This is a genomic window from Streptomyces sp. NPDC051172 (assembly GCF_040682555.1).
Classification (GTDB): Bacteria; Actinomycetota; Actinomycetes; order Streptomycetales; family Streptomycetaceae; genus Streptomyces.
Genome location: NZ_JBFBBE010000062.1, coordinates 1 through 15,223 on the forward strand (window position 1 = coordinate 1; position 15,223 = coordinate 15,223).

The 15,223-nt window shown below is 71.8% G+C and carries 12 protein-coding genes and 1 pseudogene; 5 read left to right on the plus strand and 8 right to left on the minus strand.

Translation table 11 applies throughout. The annotated features are described in order from the left end of the window. Positions 1–123 precede the first annotated feature (123 nt). The 5 genes from AB0N07_RS30880 to AB0N07_RS30900 form a co-directional block, all read right to left on the minus strand. A complete protein-coding gene (locus tag AB0N07_RS30880; protein WP_365840637.1) occupies positions 124–1,011 on the minus strand; it encodes a FadR/GntR family transcriptional regulator in 888 nt (295 codons plus the stop codon). Positions 1,012–1,172: 161 nt separating this feature from the next. Continuing rightward, positions 1,173–3,194 (minus strand): ABC transporter ATP-binding protein, encoded by a 2,022-nt coding sequence (locus AB0N07_RS30885; RefSeq protein WP_365840639.1) that lies wholly within the window; start codon positions 3,192–3,194, stop codon positions 1,173–1,175. An 89-nt stretch (positions 3,195–3,283) separates the two neighbouring features. Continuing rightward, the gene (locus tag AB0N07_RS30890) at positions 3,284–4,042 is read right to left on the minus strand and encodes an NUDIX hydrolase (RefSeq protein ID WP_365840641.1); all 759 of its coding nucleotides are present in this window, start codon (positions 4,040–4,042) and stop codon (positions 3,284–3,286) included. A 131-nt stretch (positions 4,043–4,173) separates the two neighbouring features. Next, a complete protein-coding gene (locus AB0N07_RS30895; protein WP_365840643.1) occupies positions 4,174–6,138 on the minus strand; it encodes a glycogen debranching N-terminal domain-containing protein in 1,965 nt (654 codons plus the stop codon). A gap of 786 nt (positions 6,139–6,924) precedes the next feature. Next, the gene (locus tag AB0N07_RS30900; RefSeq protein WP_365840645.1) at positions 6,925–8,682 is read right to left on the minus strand and encodes a DUF4192 domain-containing protein; all 1,758 of its coding nucleotides are present in this window, start codon (positions 8,680–8,682) and stop codon (positions 6,925–6,927) included. Positions 8,683–8,813: 131 nt separating this feature from the next. On the opposite strand from AB0N07_RS30900, the pseudogene AB0N07_RS30905 reads away from it, so the two are divergent. From AB0N07_RS30905 to AB0N07_RS30925, 5 genes and pseudogenes are all read left to right on the plus strand, one after another. Then, positions 8,814–9,210 (plus strand): annotated as a pseudogene (locus AB0N07_RS30905) (DEAD/DEAH box helicase); the annotation flags it as partial. A 494-nt stretch (positions 9,211–9,704) separates the two neighbouring features. Continuing rightward, entirely contained in the window at positions 9,705–10,676 is a 972-nt protein-coding gene (locus AB0N07_RS30910; RefSeq protein WP_365840647.1) for an ABC transporter ATP-binding protein, read from the plus strand. Further along, positions 10,673–11,419 (plus strand): ABC transporter permease, encoded by a 747-nt coding sequence (locus AB0N07_RS30915; protein WP_365840649.1) that lies wholly within the window; start codon positions 10,673–10,675, stop codon positions 11,417–11,419. The genes AB0N07_RS30910 and AB0N07_RS30915 overlap by 4 nt, the downstream gene beginning before the upstream one ends. 29 nt (positions 11,420–11,448) lie before the next feature. Beyond that, positions 11,449–12,561 (plus strand): sensor histidine kinase, encoded by a 1,113-nt coding sequence (locus AB0N07_RS30920; RefSeq protein ID WP_365840651.1) that lies wholly within the window; start codon positions 11,449–11,451, stop codon positions 12,559–12,561. Then, positions 12,561–13,163: a response regulator transcription factor gene (locus AB0N07_RS30925; RefSeq protein ID WP_365840653.1), complete on the plus strand. Its 603-nt coding sequence runs from the start codon at positions 12,561–12,563 to the stop codon at positions 13,161–13,163. Before AB0N07_RS30920 ends, AB0N07_RS30925 begins: the two co-directional genes overlap by 1 nt. A gap of 10 nt (positions 13,164–13,173) precedes the next feature. Here AB0N07_RS30925 and AB0N07_RS30930 read toward each other — a convergent pair whose 3' ends face one another. Genes AB0N07_RS30930 through AB0N07_RS30940 form a run of 3 tightly spaced genes read right to left on the minus strand, consistent with a single transcriptional unit; the run spans position 13,174 to position 15,223 of the window. Then, a complete protein-coding gene (locus AB0N07_RS30930) occupies positions 13,174–13,338 on the minus strand; it encodes a hypothetical protein (protein ID WP_365840655.1) in 165 nt (54 codons plus the stop codon). Positions 13,339–13,388: 50 nt separating this feature from the next. Next, complete coding sequence (locus AB0N07_RS30935; protein ID WP_365840657.1) at positions 13,389–14,237, minus strand: ABC transporter permease; 849 nt, start codon at positions 14,235–14,237, stop codon at positions 13,389–13,391. A 5-nt stretch (positions 14,238–14,242) separates the two neighbouring features. Continuing rightward, complete coding sequence (locus tag AB0N07_RS30940; protein WP_365840659.1) at positions 14,243–15,223, minus strand: ABC transporter ATP-binding protein; 981 nt, start codon at positions 15,221–15,223, stop codon at positions 14,243–14,245.

Below are 15,223 nucleotides of genomic sequence, written 5' to 3' on the forward strand. Positions count from 1 at the left end.
TGGGCCCCGTGCGACCCCGCTGCACCCCGGAGATCCTGCGGGGTCCGACGGAGGCGGTTCGGCGGCCGAGCCATGCCCCAGGAGGGGGAGGCATCTCCCGGCCGCGCCGCCCGCGGGGTGCGGTCAGTGTTCGCGCGGCGCGGGCACCACGCGCTCCACCTCGGGGTGGACGGTCAGCAGTTGGCGCATGGCCGACTCGGCCGCCGTGCCGTCCCCGGCAGCGAGGGCGTCGACGATCCTGCCGTGGTGCGCCAGCGATGCCTCGTTCGGCCGGTCGCAACCGGTCACCGGGCCGCCGGAGACCTGGAGGGCGGCCGAGACGATCCCGGAGAGGTGCTCCAGCATCCGATTGCCCGCAACCTGGATCAGCAGGGAGTGGAACTCGGCGTCGGCACGCGAGAAGGTGATGGCGTCACCCTGCCCCATGGCGTGGCCCATGATCTCCACCATGTCGGCGAGCCGCTGCTGGACGTCCTCGCGCCCGTGCCCGGCGGCGAGGCGGGCGGCGAGCGGTTCGATCGTCCAGCGCAGTTCGCTCAGCTCGCGGCGCTGGTCGTCGCGCTGCGGCCCGAAGGCGCGCCATTCGATGATGTCGGGATCGAGCAGATTCCAGTCACTGACGGGGCGCACACGCGTACCGACGTTCGGGCGAGCGCTGACCAGGCCCTTGGCCTCCAGGACCCGGAGCGACTCACGGACGACGGTGCGGGAGACCTCGAAACGCTGGCCGATCTCCTCGGGCACCAGCGGGCGGTCGGCGCCCAGATCACCGGAGACGATCATCTGGCCCAGCTGCTGGACGAGTTGGCCGTGCAGCCCGCGTCCGCGGCTGCCCGCGGCGCGTCGGCCCACGCGGCCCAGCTCCGGGTCCGCGCTCTCCCAGGCGGGGGCTCCGACGCGGTCGACCACGTGGGCCTCGGCGTAGGGGTAGCGGTCGAGATCGCCCGGGCCGGCCAGACCGGAGTCGGCGGAGCGGGCGGCGGTCATCATGGTGTGCGCAAGGGTACTCACGGATCCTTTGTCGGCGCCGTCTCCAACTCCCTTGAGGTCTTTGGTGAAAAGCACACGAAAGGGTGATCGCTCACCCCGTCGCAATTGACGCCTTATCGGAAAGAAATGGGCTTTCCCCAGGGAGTTGCGCGCAGGGTAGGACGAAAGCGCACGGACGGTTGTCATCGGACCCTGCTGCGCAGGGTGGTGAGCAGATACGCGCAGAGCAGAGCGGTGAGCGACAACGTCAGGGCACCGCCGACGGGTTGGGCGATCATCCTCGCCGCGGCCCACAGATAGCGCTCTCCCCCGAAGGGCCACTGCAGCAGGAACACCTCGCGCAGCCGCAGCGGAAGCCCGGCCGCCATCCGCACGGACGATCCTGCCAAGGCCTTCTGTACGAGCGGAACGACGACGACCGGTACGGAGATCACGGCCGCGAGTCCTGCCGTGGTGGACCGGAAGACGCCCGCTGCCAGCACTCCGGCCCAGGCACATCCGACGACGAGACCGAGCCAACTCGCGCTCAGCGAGAGCCAGTCCATGGGAACTTGCATGAGCTCCCGTCCGTAGACGATGTAGAGCACTTCGGCGTCGCAGCCGACCGTGAGGAAGGCCAGCATCAGCGCGGTGGCCGTGGCGACGAGGAGTTTCGCGGCGAGCAGCCCCAGCCGACGGGGCACGGTGCCGCGATCCGCCGCAAGCGCGGGATGGCGGAACTCGTCGCCGAAGGCCAGCGCGCCGAGGAGTCCCGCACCGAGCGCGGCGGGCGGCAGCGGCAGCTCGCGCGGCCACGCGGCCAGCAGCCGCGCCTGCGGGGTGTGTCCGATCCGGGCCAGGATGACGGCGGCGAGGGCGGACACGACGAGCACGACGGCCCCGGTGACGAACCCGGTGCCGATGCCGGCGGCGCGACGGATTTCGTAGCGCAGAGGACGCAGGGGGCTGGGAGCCGGGCGGACGGAGATGGGGGGCGGAAGGGAGGGCGGGCTGTCGGGGGCGCCTGCTTCAGCCGGGCGTACGGCCGCCGTCGGGGCGCGCCCCGACATCACACGGGACTCGGGTGCGTTGACGGGTGCCTTCAGCGCGCCGACCTCACGGGGTGGGCCGGCCGCAGCCGGGGGCTGCGGTTCGGGGTGCGCTTCGTGGGACGCACCGGCCGGAGTCGGGGAGGTCGACTCTGCGCCTCCTTGGCCGGGCACGTCAGCCGGCGTCGAGCAGTGCGCTGCCGCGTCGGGCCCGAGGGCCCCGTCCGGGGTGTGTGGCTCGTCCGGCACCTGCGGCTCGTCGGCGAATTCCGGCCCGTCGACCGGAGATTCCACCGCTCCGGGCCCCATGTCGCCGATCTCGTCGGCGAGTTGATGCACGAGGATGCCGTGGCGGAACGCGGTCTCTCCGACCTCGGCGCAACTACTGCCGTACACGGAGAGGCGGTTGCCACCCTCGTGTACGACTTCGACGGAGCGATGGGCGGTGCGGGCCTCTTTGGTGAGCAGGGCGGCGAGGCGCACGACGTGCGGGCTGCGGACGGCGACACGGGGGCGCAGCCGGGTGCGGGCGAAGTCCTCCGCGTCCTGGTCGGCGACGAGCCTGCCCCGCTCCAGCGTGACGACCCGGTGGGCGCTGCGCGCGGCCTCCTTGGGGTCGGCCGTGGTGAGCAGGACCGTACCGCCCTGGGCGGCGTGCGCGTGCAGCATGCCGTACAGCCAGCGGGCCTCGCGGGGGGAGAGACCGCCGGCGGGTTCGTCGAGCACGAGCGTGTGCGGGTCGGACAGCAGGGCGCAGGCCAGGCCGAGGCGGCGGTCCATGCCGCGCGAGAGGGTGCCGAGGCGTTCGTCGCGCAGGCTGACGAGGCCGACCACCTCGAGGACCTCGTCGGCGCGGCGGGCGGTAACTCCTGCCGCGGCGCACAGCATGCGGAGATGGCCACGGACGGTACGGGCCGGGTGTCCCGGTACATCACCCAGGAGCACGCCGACTTCACGCCCCGGATGGGCGATGCGGTGCAAGGGGCGGCCCTTGAAGTAGGTGATGCCACGGCCCTGTTGGAGTTCGAGCATGAGTTTGAGTGCGGTCGTCTTGCCCGCCCCCGGCGCGCCGAGCAGCGCAGTGACGCGGCCTGCGCGCACGTCGAAGGAGACGTCGTCGACGGCGGGCGGAAGCTCCTTGCGGGGATTGCTGGTCAATCCGTAGGCCTGGATCACCCGAAGCAAGATAGCGCGCTATGTCCGATTTTTCGGGTATAGCGCGGCCCGCTCTGCAGGCCGTGACCGGTACGCCCGGCACCATCCCGTCACACTTCGGGCCGCAGCATCGGGGGGTTGAGCAGTGTGGCGCCGCCGGCCCGGAACAACTGGGCGGGGCGGCCGCCCTGGCGTGTGGTGGTCCCGCCGGTGGGAACGAGGAACCCTGGTGTGCCCGTCACCTTGCGGTGGAAGTTGCGCGGGTCGAGGGCCACACCCCATACCGCCTCATAGACCCGGCGCAGCTCGCCGACGGTGAACTCGGTGGGGCAGAACGCCGTGGCGAGGGACGAGTACTCGATCTTGGAGCGGGCGCGCTCCACGCCGTCGGACAGGATCTGGGCATGGTCGAAGGCGAGTGGAGCCACCGGTTCGCCGTCTCGGCCGTAACCCCCCTGCTGCAGCAGCTCCTCGACCGGCGCCCAGCGCGCATTGCTGGCGTCACCGCCCGCTCGCGGTGCGGGCAGGTCGGGGGCGAGTGCCAGGTGGGCGACGCTGACCACGCGCATCCGCGGGTCCCGCTCGGGGTCTCCGTAGGTCGCGAGTTGCTCCAGGTGGGCGCCGTTGTCCTGGGCGGGAACGGCCGGGTCGTGGGCGCGCAGCCCGGTCTCCTCGGCCAGCTCTCGTGCGGCCGCCTGTGCCAGATCCTCGTCGGCCCGTACGAAGCCGCCGGGCAGCGCCCAGCGCCCCTGGAACGGTGGTTCGCCCCTGCGTACCGCCAGCGCGCACAGGGCATGGCGGCGCACGGTCAGCACGACCAGGTCCACGGTGACGGCGAAGGGCGGAAATGCTGACGGGTCGTAGGGCATGCGGCGATCATAGTCGTCTGCCTGACGATAAACACTCCTTTCGTCGGCCGCTTCGACGGCTGATCCACTTCGGTCCGGTATGAGCCGCACCCCCTGGTTCCGGGTGCTGTGCGGTGGTACGTCGTCCCAGGTCACACTCCCAATTGCAGCCCGCCGGCGGCCTCCTCGACCATGGCGAGGCCGAGGCGGCTGACCCGTACGGAGAAGGGAGCACCGGCGATGCGAAGTCCCCTCAGGACGATCTCACCCAAGGGGGCACTGTGCATGGGCCGCAGTGTGATCGTCCCGGCCGGAGCATCCGGACGGATACCCGCGAGAGTCACGAGCAGCAGCACACCGGCGGCCGCCGCGGTGGCGGCCGGACGACACGCCGCCGGGTGCGGGAGGGGAGCGCCCCCGGCGGTGCGCTGCTCCCCCGCGTACATCTCGGGCAGCCGGTGCCCGAAGCTCTCGGCCGCCGCCAGGGCGCCCCTAAGCAGCGAACTGGCCTCTTTCTCATAGCCGGCGGCGGCCAGGCCTGCGACGGCGATCGCCGTCTCGTGGACCCGCACGGCGCCGCTGCGGTGGCCGAACGGGTTGTAGCCGACTTCCGTCACGCCCAGTCCGCGCAGCCCCCAGCCCGAGTCCATCCCCGGACCTCCGAGCAAGCGGGCGAGCTGTTCGGTCTGCACCTTGTCGAGCAGCCCGGGGGCCGGCTCGCCCCCGCCGAGCAGGCCGGTGTCGAGGAGATGGACGGCGGCAGCACCCAGGTACGGCAGCAGGGTGCCGTCGGGGGCGCGAGCAGCGGCCGGCCTGCCGCCACCCCGGTCGTCGACCCAGAAGTCCTCCCTGAACTCCGTCCGCAGCACCTGGGCCCACTGCCGCAGCTCGGCGCCGCCCGGCCTGCCGCAGCCATCGAGCAGATCGGCGCCCAGCAGGGCCGCACGGTGTGCGTGGGCCTGCGTCTCGCAGCGGACGGGACCGGGATGCGGGTCACTCAGGTAGGTGCCCTCGCCGACGGTCGTCCGCAGCCAGGCCAGACAGCGCTCGGCCGCCGGCAGCAGTTCCTCCGTCTCGGCCTCGGGAAGGCCCCAGCGGCGGGCCTCCGCGAGGAGCGCGGGGAAGAGCAGCGTGGCTTCCGTGCCGGTACAACCTGGCGGCAGATGGACGCCCGCGTCCCGTCGCGGACCGGGGATCATGCCGCACTGCGGTCCCGCGCCCCCGAGTTGGGTGCGAGCGAGGGAACGCAGCGTGCCTGCGGCGAGCCCGGTACCGAGGGGCAGCGTCATCCGCGCCGCCGCCAGTGCCTCGGCCGGGGCCGGACCGCAGCGCCAGGGGGCTCCTGCCGCGAGTTGCATGTCGGACGGGTGGGCGGGGTCGCGCAGCAGGAGGGCATGGAGATCCTCGACGCTTGTCCGCAGCAGCGGCTGGACCCTGGGGTCGTCACCGGACGCCCTGGCGGTGGAAAGAGGGCTCGTGCCCGTGCGGCGCGGGGCCCGGGCAGGGCCCGCTCCGTCCGGCCGTACCCGCAGCTCCACGCTGGTGCTGCCGCCGGGGGGCAGCTCGAACTCCCAGCGCAGCAAGCCGGCGGAGGCCAGGGCGTCCGCGGGCGGCGGATCTGCCGTGACCGACGAGTACCCGGCGGCGCCGGACCAGCGCAGGCCCGAGTCGTGGACGCTGGCGGGCAGTTCGGGCCCAGCGGTGCCGGACGCGATGGCGCCCAGGTCGGCCAGGTCCGTGCCGAGGGCGACTTCGAGAGGCACCCGCAGGGGGCGCCGGGCCGCACTGTGCAAGGTGATGCGCTCCGTCCCGTCCGCATGGCGAATGCGCTCGACGACGAGGTCCGGGTCCGGGCCGGAGTGCGGCGAGGCACGCAGCGTGCCGACGAAACGGGCCCGGTCGGCCGAGGTCATCCGGGCCTGCATCGCCAGCGGTTCGCGCCCGGCCACGCGGACCTGGCAACGGGAGAGCACGCGGCGGCCCGCACGGTAGAACCCTTCCAGCCCCTGACCGGTCATCTGCCCGTCCTCTGACGAGATGGTGAGCCCCGGGAGCGCGACGCAGATCATGGCGGTGTGCGTGGGCGGCAGTTCGACGGACCGGCGGGGCGTCGGCATTGCGGCTCGGGGCGGTGGAGTTGCTCCTGGGTGCGAAAAGATGGACGGGGGCGAGGGCAGGATCCGACCCTGGCCTGGGGGTGACGGCAGTGCGCGTCGCCGACCTGTGAGTGAGTCGGAGGGCCGGGGCGGAGCTGCCGGCCCGACTGGGAGTTGTCGCGGGCGCGTCGGCCGGGGCGTGGAGCGACCCGGTTCGGTCGGCTCGAGTGCACAGGGCCCGGGGTCGTGCGGGCGAGCGGCGGTGCGGCCCTGGCCGGTCGACCTGCCGGGGAGTCGGTCCTGATGGGTCGCCCCGATGGCGGGCTCGGGTCGTTCCGTCGCCCCATGCGGGTACCAGTCCTGGCCGCTCGGTGCAGGGGCGCGTGTGCTGTCGGCCGCAGACCGGGCCTCGCGCCGGGCGGCACGGTCCGCGTGGGTCGGCAGGGGGGCGCCCGCTCCGGGAGACAGCGTGGGCCGGCTTGCGCCGGAAGTGTCGTCGCCGGCAGCGGAGGGCGGAGTCGGCTGATGCATGGGGCGGCTTCTTCTGCGCTCGGTGCACCTCGGGCGTGTGCGGCGCCGGGTGGGAGGATCCGGACGGACGTGGACTGTGCGGCGGTCCCACCCATCCAGGCGTTCCGCCACTCAGGTGAACGGAAGAGCGGTCCTCCGGGTCACGCCCGCGACGGGCCCGGCCGGACGGTCGGCGGCGACGCTGATCGCCCCCGGCGAATTGTGGTTCCCGCGCGTGGAGCGTCCCGCAACCGGCGTCGGTCCGCCCGCCCCGAACAGCGCTCGCCCCACAGCTGCTCACGACTGCTCCTCTGTGCCGTCGCTTCCGGAACGCAGGCCTTCGGAGCACTGGTCGCCGCGGCGCGCGGCGCCCTTCCCAGGGGTACGCGGGCGGGTGCGCCCAGTCCGTGCGGAGCCGGGACGGGCGCCGCTTGCCACTGCCGTCCGCGGGCGCGGGACGCTCGTGCCACTCCCCCGGTCTTCGGCCCTCGCCGAGCGGGAACGGCTGCGGGATGTGCCGCCGGAGCGGACACGGCTTCTCGGGCGGGAAGCCTCCTCCGACATCGGATCCGGCACCGATTGCGACACGGATTCCGACTCCGGGACCGAGATCGATCCCGAGACCGATTCCGGCACCAGATCCGGCTCGACGGCCTGGACCTTCACCGGCTCTGCGGTTCCCTCCTTGCCGTGCGACTGCTCGACTGCCGTCCGCCCCCGGTCCTGTCGCTCCGCTCGCAGGCAGCGGCGGATCGACTCCGGGTCCAGGCCCTCGTTGCAGGCTTGGTGCAGGAGGCGGGCGAAGAGGTAACCCGGATCCGCGCCGAGTGCCATGGCGAGGGCTTCCCGGGCCTCCAGATCGTCGCCCGTGGACCAGGCGACCCAACCGGCCAGTGTCAGCGGTGCCGCCGCGTGTTCGCCGTACGGTCCGACGCACCTGCGGGCCAGGGCCCTCCAGAGCCGCAGTGCGAGCGCGGCGTCCTCGCCCTCCATCCACTCGGCCGCGCGGTCCCGGGTCGCACGGTCCTGCAGGCCGAGAATCAGGGTTGCGGCTTCGTCGTGTGCGAGCAGTTCGTCGTCGCGGAGGTCCGCCGTGAGCGTGCCGGACACGGGCGGTGCACCCGCAAGGCGGCGCATGATCTGCGCGGACAGCTCCAGTGTCTCCTCGGCGACACCCTCGCGGCTGGCGCCGTCGAGGATCCTGGGGACCAACGCCATGCTCGCGGCATCCAGGGCGCTCTCCTGCTCCAGGGCGGCCGCGGTCTCCCAGGGCAGCAGCCTGGCCCGCAGTTCCCGCAGAGTGCCCCGTACCTGCAGGCCGGCGTACGTGGCAGCGGCGGCCAGCACGGAGGTACCCGGCAGGCCCATGGGCAGGCCATCGGCCGGACAGCACGCCTCGTTCCCGCAGCAGTACGACCAGAAGCGGCCGTCCGAGATGCACAGCGCCTCGATCACCGGCACATCGAGCTGTCCGCACTCGACGCGCAGTTTCTGGGCCAGCGGGCGCAACCGTTCCATGACCTGCCGACCCGACTCACCCTTCGCCGGTTCCTGGCAGAGGTACGCGACCATCTGTTCGGGCCGGGCGCCCCTGCGCTCACTGCCCGTGACCAGCCCGTGGGCCAACTGCCGGGCAACGGAAGCCCAGTCGTCCGCACTCGCCGGAATGCCGAGCCGGGCACGGCCGCCGAAGCGGCCGCGGCCGTCCCTGTCGTGCAGGGCGACCAGGACGATGCTCTCCTCGGGGCGGTACCCCAACAGATAGGGCAGGGCATCGGCCAGTTCGGCCGGGGTGCGCAGCGTGACCTGGTGCTCGGGGCCATGACTGTCGTAGGCGGTGCAGTCGACGTGGTCCGGGCGGCCCGGGCGCTTCTCCTGCGTGTCTTGTGCACCGTGCGTGCCCGGCACGTCGCGCCCGCCGCGGTCATCGGAAGCGGCCGGGCCGACGTGCTTTTCCCGGCCGGGTTCGCCGTGACCGTCGTGGTGCTCGGCGCCTTCACGTCCGGTGACCTTGCCGTTTTCGGGGGATCCAGTGGTTTCGCCGTGGTTCGTCATGCGCAGACGATCTCGCGGATCGCGATATTCCGGTTTGCCCTGTGGATAAGTCAAGCCAAGGACACGTCAAGCACCTCTCTCCTCCACAGGCCTGGCCGGGCTTGTCGGTGGCGTCCTGTTTGATGGGATGCATGGAGCACACGAGCAACGCGGAACTCCGGGCGGCCGCGGACGCGGTCCTCGCCCGCCTCGTCGGGGACGCCACGGGCGCGGCCCGGCTGCGCGAGGACCAGTGGCGGGCGATCGAGGCACTGGTCGCCGACAGACGCCGGGCGCTCGTCGTGCAGCGCACGGGTGGGACAAATCGGCGGTCTACTTCGTGGCGACCTCGCTGCTGCGGGCCCAGGGCAGCGGGCCCACGGTCATCGTCTCCCCCGCTGCTCGCTCTGATGCGCAACCAGGTCGAGGCGGCAGCCCGGGCCGGTATCCATGCGCGGACGCTCAACTCCTCGAACACCGAGGAGTGGGACACCGTTCAGGACGAGATCGCCGCGGGTGAGGTCGACGTCCCTGCTGGTCAGTCCGGAGGAACCCGCTTCTCCAATCTCGGGTTCACCATGCCCTTCGGTGGGTTCGTTCAGCGTCCAGCAGCCTGGACCTCACACCGGTCGATCAGCGCTTCCCTATGGGTCAACACTCAAAGGTTATTGGGAAGTTGAAAAGGAAGTGGGAGTACTTCCGCAGCGTGAACCACGGGCCGGAGTGCCCTGGTCAGCGTGGCAGGGAGACGATCGATTCGCCGGCCTCCAACTTCTCGGAGGCGGAACTCCTCCAGCGGTGCGATCATGCCCGCCGTGGCCGGCGCGGGCTTCCACACGTAGGAAGGAGCCGGGGCTGTGTGCCCGCCGGGTTCCGGGCGGCATCGTGGGGCACTTGCCGGTTCACGCGCCCACGCTATAGTGCCGAAACCCCCGATCACCCGCCCGCGGACCCCCGGGTGAGCAGGGGTTGACTTTTGTCATCTCGCGCTGGTGACAGGGCGGCACTGCCGATCCCGGTCACCGGACGGGAGTCTGGTGACTATGGCAACAACACAGGCGGTGCTGACGGCCGAAGGGCTGCGGTACCGGTACGGAGAGACTGTCGCGCTCGCGGGCGTGGACCTGCGGGTCGACCCGGGAGAGTGCGTTGCGCTGCTCGGACCCAACGGGGCCGGGAAGTCCACACTGGTCGCGCTCGCGGTCGGACTGCTCGCGCCGCAGCAGGGGACCGTGCGGATCCTGGGCTGTGATCCGCTCCGCGCGACGACCCGCCGGCGGCTGGGCGTGGCACAGCAGACCCTGGGATTCCCGAACACGCTGACCGTGGGCGAGCTCGTGAGCGGTGCCGCCGTCCGCGGCGGGCTGCGGCAGACCGCGGCTGTGCCGGTCCTGGAGGAACTCGGGCTGACCGATCTGGCGCGCAGGCGGGTGGCAAAGCTGTCCGGCGGCCAGAAGCAACGCGTGCAGTTGGCGATGGCACTGGTCACCGAGCCGACGCTGCTGGTGCTGGACGAGCCGACGGTCGGACTGGACACCCAGGCCCGGCGGCAGTTCTGGGAGATCCTGGCGCGGCGCCGGGCACAGGGCGCCGCCGTGTTGGTGACCACGCACCTGATCGAGGAGTCGGCCGCGGTCGCGGACCGTGTGGTGGTGCTCGACCACGGTCGGGTACTTGCTGACGGCTCGCCGCAGGAGCTGGTGTCCCGCCTGCCGGACCGGACCGTGACCGTCCGGACCACCCTCGACCAGGACGGACTGGAGCGCCTGCCGGGTGTGCTCCGGCTCGGGCGGGAGCACGGTCTGGTGACGATCCAGACGCGTTCGCCGGAGGACCTGCTGCGCGTGCTGCTGGACCGGGACCCGCAGCTTTCGGAACTGCGGGTACGGGACGCCGGTCTGGAGGAGGCCGTGGTCGCACTGACCGACGGCGGAGAAGCGGTCGGACCTTCCCCGTCCGCGCCGTCGCGGGATCGTGGAACCTCAGGACGCACTCACGAAGGCAGCACGGCATGAACATGATGATGCAACGGGTCTTCCGCGCCGAACTGCGGGACGAACTCCGGTCGATCGTGCGGGAACCCACCTCGTTGTTCTTCGGCATCCTCATGCCGGTCGGGATCTTCGTGCTGTTCAACCTGCTGTACGGGCACGATGCCGTGCAGGGTCTGTCAGCCGGTACGGCGATGGTGGCCACGTTCGGCACCTACGGGGTGATCACTGTGGCCTCACTGCAGCCGGGGATCGGGGTCGCGCAGGACAGGGACCTGGGCTGGCTGCGCATGAAGCGGGTGTCCGCCGTACCGATCTGGATCAGCCTCACTGCCAAGGCCACCGCCGCGCTCCTGTACGGCGTGGGCGTGCTGGTGCTGATGGGGGCGGCGGCCGCGGCCTTCGGCACGCTCCACGCCTCGCCCTGGGCGCTGTTGCGGGTGGCGCTGGTGCTGCTGTTGGGCAGTGTCCCGTTCACGCTGTTCAGCGTGGCGGTCGGTTTCCGGTTCCGCACGAGCGCGGCGAGCGCGCTGCTCAATGCGGTGCTCTTCCCGCTGGCGGTGCTGTCCGGGCTGTGGATGCCGATCCGGCTGCTGCCCTCGGTCGTCCGGGACATCGCCGAGTTCCTGCCCACGTACCACCTCGCCCAGCTCGGGCTCGCCCAGCTTGGTCAGGGCACTTCCCTGCTCCACGTGCTCGCCTTGGTGGTCACCACAGTTGTGGCGGCCGGTGTGGCGGCGGCGTCCTACCGGCACGCGCGGATCTGAGGCCGTGCCGACATGGGCAGGACGTGGACATGAGCGGCTTCGACGGTACGGCTGCCGGGTCCGTGGCCGAGCGGCTGCGGACCTGGGAGTGGATCTACCTCGGCTACCTGGTGTTCCTGCCGGCGCAGCCGTACTTCTCCCCGGATCCCGCGTGGTGGGAGTGGCCGCTGGCGATCGTGGTGTGCGCGGCCACGGTCCTGCTGTACGCGATCGCCCTGCTGCGGAGCCGGTCCGCGTGGAGCGTCTGGGCGTCGGTGGTCCCGATGGCCGTGCTCGGCGCGCTGGCCACGCCGTTCAACGCCGCCGCCAGCGTGCTGTTCATCTATGCCGCGGCCGCCGCGGGCAACTCGCTGCCGTGGCGGGTCGCGCGGCGCTGGTTCGCCGGCCTGACCGTGCTGGACTGCGTCACGGCACTGCTGTCACAGGTACCGGTGTCCTACCGGCTGCTGGGTTTCGGTTCAGCGCTCGTCATGATCTGGGTGATCGGGCTGCTCGAACTCAGGCAGCGCGACCGGAGGCAGGAGCTGGAGAACCAGCGGCTCCGTAACGACCAGGTCGAACTGCTCGCGACCCTGGCGGAACGCGAACGCATCGCGCGTGACCTCCACGACCTGCTCGGGCATTCGCTGACCGCGGTGGTGATGCGCGCGCAGTTGACCAAGGAGCTGGTGCTCGCCGATCCCGAACGGGCGCGCGCCGAGTCCGAGGAGATCGAGCGCAACGCACGGGAGGCGCTGAGCGCGGTGCGCAGCACGGTCACCGGCTGGCGGCGGACCAGCGTCCGGGCGGAGCTGGAGGTGGCACGGCGTACGCTGGCCGGGACCGGGGTGACTTTGCAGGTGAACGTCGACGGCGAGCCGGGCCTGGTCGCGACGACCGAGCACGAGCTGGGGCTGGCGCTGCGCGAGGCGGTGACCAACGTGACCCGGCACGCGCGGGCCTCCAGCTGCCGCATCGGACTGGATACGGACGGGGAACGGGTGCGGTTGGTGATCGCGGACGACGGGATCGGCGGCGACGCCCCGGAGGGCACCGGACTGACCGGGCTCCGGGAGCGGATCATGAAACTCGGGGGCTCGGTGCAGCGCTCCGGCTCCGCCGGCACGACGCTGGTCATCACGGTGCCGGTGGAGGCGGCCTGATGATCCGGGTGGTGCTGGCCGAGGACCAGGGCATGGTGCTGGGCGCGTTCGCGTCCCTGCTGGACCTGCAGGCGGACATCACGGTGGTGGCGACCGCGACCGACGGCGACGACGCGCTGGCCGCGGTGCGCGAGCACCGGCCGGATGTGCTGGTGACCGACATCGAGATGCCCGGCCGTACGGGTCTCGACCTGGCCGTGGAGCTGAACCGTCTGGGTGACCCCACCCGAGTGCTGATCGTGACCACGTTCGCGCGCAGTGGCTACCTGCGGCGCGCGGTCGACGCGGGGGTGGCCGGGTATGTGCTCAAGGACGCGCCGATCGGTGAGCTGGCAGCGGCCCTGCGCCGGGTGCACGCGGGCGAGCGGGTGGTCTCGCCGGAGCTGGCGGTGGCCGCGTGGGACGCGGCCGATCCGTTGACGGAGCGGGAACGTGAGCTGCTGCGCGCGGTCGCGGAAGGGGCGGGCAACGCCGAGATCGCGGCGCGCCTGTGCCTTGCCGAGGGGACCGTCCGCAACTACCTCTCCAGTGCCATGGCCAAGCTGGGCGCGCGCAACCGGACCGAGGCGGCCCGGGTGGCGCGGACCCGCGGCTGGCTCTGAAGGCTGGCCGTCAATCGCGGCCCCGGTTACGTCCGTTGGTGGTCGCGTAGAGGGTTCCGAGCAGCATTCCGCCCACCACACAGACACCGACCCCCATCGTGGGGCTGATCATGAAGCCGGTGACGACGAGGGCCGCGAAGACCATCGGTGCGGCGGTCCTGAGGTTCTTGTTCATCTGTCGTGCTCCTTCTTCCTCTTCTTCTGGAACTTCTTCTTGAGGTCGTCTCAGCCGAGCGCCCGGGACATGAATCCTCTGATGCCGGTCACCGCGGTGACCGCCATGGCGAACAGCAGCACCAGTGCGTCCGTCCACAGCGGGATCGACGACGGAGGACCGGGCAGTGCCGCGGCTCGCAGTCCTTCGCTCACGTACGTCAGCGGGTTGATCGCGGAGATCACCTGGAACCACCTCAGGTGACCGAGGGACGACCAGGGGTACTGGACGGACCCCGTGAACGTCAGCGGGGCCATGACGAGCGAGAAGGTGACACCGATGCGGTCCGGCGACACGATCGTGCCCAGCGTGAGGCCGAGGCCGGCACCGGTCGCCGAGCCGAGCAACAGGATCAGCAGCGCGCCCGGCCAGGCAGTGAGCGGCCAGCCGGCACCGCCCAGCACGAGGAACCCGACCGGCGCCATGACCAGCCCGGCGAACAGGCCGCACAGTGTTCCGAACACCATCTTGGCGACGGCGACCAGCTCTCCCGGCAGCGGTGCGAGCAGCCTGTCCTCGATCTCGCCGGACCACGAGAAGTCCATGATCAGCGGCATCGCGGTGTTCTCCAGGGAGACCAGCAGCGCGTTGAGCGCCATGACGCCGGGCAGCAGGGTCGCGCCGAAGTCACCCCTGGTGTAGCCGGCCTCGCCGAGCACCTTGCCGAAGACGAAGAACAGCAGCAGCGGCTGGACGATCACCTGCAGCAGGAACGCGGTCGGCCGACGGGTGGTGGTGTACACATCGCGCCACAGCACCGCCAGGAAGGTGCGCGTCACGGAAGCGGCGTCGTGACGCGGTCGCCGGCCGACGGCCTCGGCGGATCGGGCGGCCTCGACGGCCTCCGCGCTTTCGCTCACGGTGGTCACCGCAGTTCCCTTCCGGTCAGACTGATGAACACGTCCTGGAGGCTCGGCCGGGCGATCGAAAGATCGACCAGCTCGACCCCGCGGTCGACGATGGTGCGCAGGACGTCCGGCAGCAGGACTGACGGGTCCTTCTCGGTCCGCACCCGGAAGTACTGGCTGTCGCCGCTCCCGGACCCTCCCTGCGCATCGTGCTCGACGGTGCCGGCCCCGGGCAGATCCGTCAGCGCGGCGAGGATTTCGGCGCTCGGCACCTGCGCACCGCGGACCTGTGCGGTGATCGTGGTGCCGCCCTGGAGTGCGCCGGTCAGCGCGCGCGGCGTGTCCAGCGCGAGGAGCCTGCCGTGGTCGACGATGCCGATGCGGTCGGACATGCTCTCGGCCTCGTCCATGTCGTGGGTGGTGAGCACCACGGTGACGCCGCGGCCGCGCAGTTCGCGGATGCGCTCGTGCAGGAACAGCCGCGACTGGGGATCCAGGCCGGTCGACGGCTCGTCGAGGAACAGCACCTCGGGCGCGTGCATCAGGGCCCGTGCGATGACGACCCGCTGCGCCTGGCCGCCGGAGAGCCGCTCGACCCGTTGGCCGGCCTGCTCGGTGAGCCCCATCAGGTCGAGCAACTCCTCGGCGCGGCCGGTCCGTTCGTCCTTGCCGACGCCGTGGTAGCGCGCGTGGAAGAGCAGGTTCTGCCGCACGTCGAGGGAGCGGTCCAGGTTCTGGCGTTGCGGTACCACGGCGAGCAGCCGCTTGGCAGCGGCCGGCCGGGCCACCACGTCCGTGCCGAAGACCAGGCACCGGCCGGACGTCGGCCGTATCCGGGTGGTCAGCACACCGACGGTGGTGGACTTGCCGGCCCCGTTCGGGCCGAGCAGGCCGAAGACCTCGCCCCGCTCGACCGTGAAGCTCAGACCGTCCACGGCCGCCGGTGCGTGCGGGTGGTAGCGCTTGACGAGTTCACTGACGGTGACGGCGTGGGTCAC

Bases quoted from the DNA above. Each gene is read 5' to 3' on its own strand.
- AB0N07_RS30890 (WP_365840641.1), bottom strand. From the start codon at position 4,042: ATGCCCTACGACCCGTCAGCATTTCCGCCCTTCGCCGTCACCGTGGAC.
- AB0N07_RS30895 (WP_365840643.1), bottom strand. From the start codon at position 6,138: ATGCCGACGCCCCGCCGGTCCGTCGAACTGCCGCCCACGCACACCGCC.
- AB0N07_RS30900 (WP_365840645.1), bottom strand. From the start codon at position 8,682: ATGACGAACCACGGCGAAACCACTGGATCCCCCGAAAACGGCAAGGTC.
- AB0N07_RS30910 (WP_365840647.1), top strand. From the start codon at position 9,705: ATGGCAACAACACAGGCGGTGCTGACGGCCGAAGGGCTGCGGTACCGG.
- AB0N07_RS30915 (WP_365840649.1), top strand. From the start codon at position 10,673: ATGAACATGATGATGCAACGGGTCTTCCGCGCCGAACTGCGGGACGAA.
- AB0N07_RS30920 (WP_365840651.1), top strand. From the start codon at position 11,449: ATGAGCGGCTTCGACGGTACGGCTGCCGGGTCCGTGGCCGAGCGGCTG.
- AB0N07_RS30925 (WP_365840653.1), top strand. From the start codon at position 12,561: ATGATCCGGGTGGTGCTGGCCGAGGACCAGGGCATGGTGCTGGGCGCG.
- AB0N07_RS30930 (WP_365840655.1), bottom strand. From the start codon at position 13,338: ATGAACAAGAACCTCAGGACCGCCGCACCGATGGTCTTCGCGGCCCTC.